General features: G+C 71.0%; 2 protein-coding genes and 2 pseudogenes. 3 read left to right on the forward strand and 1 reads right to left on the reverse strand.

Annotated elements, in window-relative coordinates; all coding sequences use genetic code 11:
* Positions 1–220 precede the first annotated feature (220 nt).
* The 3 genes and pseudogenes from rimP to CCN51_RS49350 all read left to right on the forward strand — a co-directional run.
* Complete coding sequence (rimP, locus tag CCN51_RS49340) at positions 221–763, forward strand: ribosome maturation factor RimP (protein ID WP_014176002.1); 543 nt, start codon at positions 221–223, stop codon at positions 761–763.
* Positions 764–765: 2 nt separating this feature from the next.
* Positions 766–1,758, forward strand: a complete 993-nt coding sequence (gene nusA, locus CCN51_RS49345; protein ID WP_014176001.1) for a transcription termination factor NusA — start codon at positions 766–768, stop codon at positions 1,756–1,758.
* 97 nt (positions 1,759–1,855) lie between these two features.
* Positions 1,856–2,110, forward strand: a pseudogene (locus tag CCN51_RS49350) (YlxR family protein); the annotation flags it as partial.
* A 9-nt stretch (positions 2,111–2,119) separates the two neighbouring features.
* Here CCN51_RS49350 and CCN51_RS49355 read toward each other — a convergent pair.
* Positions 2,120–2,294: pseudogene (locus CCN51_RS49355) on the reverse strand (DUF448 domain-containing protein); the annotation flags it as partial.

Genomic DNA, 2,294 nt, shown 5'->3' on the forward strand with positions numbered 1-2,294 from the left:
GGGCGCGGGGGCGGTGGGGGAGTCGTGATCGGCACGTTCCTCTTTCCGGGCTGCGGCCGCTCACGGCCGCCGTTGGTGATCACAGCAGGCGAGCGTACCCTCGCGCGGGGCGACCGCCGGGCACCAGGCACCGAATCGTCAGTCGGCCGCCGGAACGGATAGGCTTTGAGCTGACACGCGACCTTCCCACAACAGCACACGCGGCCGAGGAGTCACCCGGATGAGCACCACCCAGAGCGAGAGGCTGCGCGGACTGCTGGAACCGCTCGTCAGCGCGCGGGACCTGGATCTGGAAGAGGTCGAGGTGACGCCGGCCGGGAAGCGGCGCGTGCTCCGTATCGTGGTGGACTCCGACGACGGCGTACAGCTGGACGCGTGTGCGGAGCTGAGCCGGGCGATCTCGCAGACGCTCGACGACACCGACGCGATGGGCCGGCACCCGTACGTTCTGGAAGTCACCTCTCCCGGCGCCGACCGGCCCCTGACCGAGCCGCGCCACTACCGCCGGGCCGCCGGCCGTCTGATGAAGGCGCGGCTGGCGGAGGGCGGCGAGCTGGTCGCGCGGATCACCGCGGTCGACGACGAGGGGCTCGACGTGGAGGTGCCGGGTGTGAAGGGGCGCAGGCCCACCGCCCGACGGCTGGCCTTCAAGGAGATCTCCAAGGCGCGCGTGGAGATCGAGTTCAACCGTAAGCCCGCTGAGCCCGCCGAGACCGCCGAGAAGGCCGCGGGCGCGAGCGACGAGAGCAAGGAGGAGGCGTAGCCGTGGACATCGACATGAGTGCCCTGCGGGGTCTGGTTCGGGAGAAGGAGATCTCGTTCGACCTGCTGGTCGAGGCGATCGAGTCGGCCCTCCTCATCGCCTACCACCGCACGGAGGGCAGCCGCCGCCGGGCCCGTGTGGAGCTGGACCGGGCGACCGGCCATGTGACGGTGTGGGCCAGGGAGGACGCCGAGGACCTGGCGGAGGGCGAGGAGCCCAGGGAGTTCGACGACACCCCCTCCGGTTTCGGCCGGATCGCCGCGATGACCGCCAAGCAGGTCATCCTGCAGCGGCTGCGGGACGCCGAGGAGGAGATCACCTTCGGCGAGTACGCGGGGCGGGAGGGCGATGTCGTCACGGGCGTCGTCCAGCAGGGCAAGGACCCGAAGAACGTCCTGGTGGACATCGGCAGGCTCGAGGCGATCCTGCCGGTGCAGGAGCAGGTCCCGGGCGAGGACTACGCGCACGGCACCCGGCTGCGCTCGTATGTCGTGCGCGTCGTCAAGGGCGTGCGCGGCCCGTCCGTCACCCTGTCGCGCACCCACCCGAACCTGGTGAAGAAGCTCTTCGCGCTCGAGGTGCCGGAGATCGCGGACGGCTCCGTGGAGATCGCGGCGATCGCGCGCGAGGCGGGTCACCGCACCAAGATCGCCGTTCGTTCCACTCGTTCGGGGCTGAATGCCAAGGGTGCGTGCATCGGCCCGATGGGCGGCCGGGTCCGCAGCGTGATGGCCGAGCTGCACGGCGAGAAGATCGACATCGTGGACTGGTCCGACGACCCGGCCGAGCTGGTGGCGAACGCGCTGTCACCGGCCCGGGTGAGCAAGGTCGAGGTGGTGGACATGGGGGCGCGCTCCGCGCGCGTCACCGTGCCGGACTACCAGCTCTCCCTCGCGATCGGGAAGGAAGGGCAGAACGCCCGGCTGGCTGCCCGGCTGACGGGCTGGAGGATCGATATCCGGCCCGATACGGAACAGCCCGCCGAGCAAGGCTGATTCACAGGACGGCCGTCCGGGATTCAGCCGAAAACATCTGGCTGTCCGATCACATCCCCCAAGGGGTGAGGTCGGCTCAGGGAGGTAGACTTAACCAGTGTCTGGCCGCACGCGTGCTTGCGCATGCCCTGAGAGAACCTGTGTGGGGTGCCGGGAGCGGGCGGCCAAGGACGATCTACTGCGGATCGTGACGGCCGAGGGCGCGTGCGTCCCCGACCGGCGCGGTACGCTGCCCGGTCGGGGTGCTTATGTGCATCCCACACGGGTCTGCCTCGACCTGGCGGTCCGCCGCCGGGCCTTTCCCCGGGCCTTCAGGGGGCCGGGGCCGCTCGACACCACGGCACTGCGCCGCTGCCTGCTCGGCGTGCTCGACATAGCGGCGCAGTGCCGTGGTGTCGAGCGGCCCCGGCCCCCTGAAGGCCCGGGGAAAGGCCCGGCGGCGGACCGCCAGGTCGAGGCAGACCCGTGTGGGATGCACATAAGCACCCCGACCGGGCAGCGTACCGCGCCGGTCGGGGACGCACGCGCCCTCGGCC

Origin of the sequence: Streptomyces milbemycinicus, from assembly GCF_002154605.1 — a bacterium.
In the GTDB taxonomy this organism is placed as follows: Bacteria; Actinomycetota; Actinomycetes; order Streptomycetales; family Streptomycetaceae; genus Streptomyces; species Streptomyces milbemycinicus.

Coding starts and splice junctions, on each gene's coding strand:
- rimP (WP_014176002.1), top strand. CDS start 221: ATGAGCACCACCCAGAGCGAGAGGCTGCGCGGACTGCTGGAACCGCTC.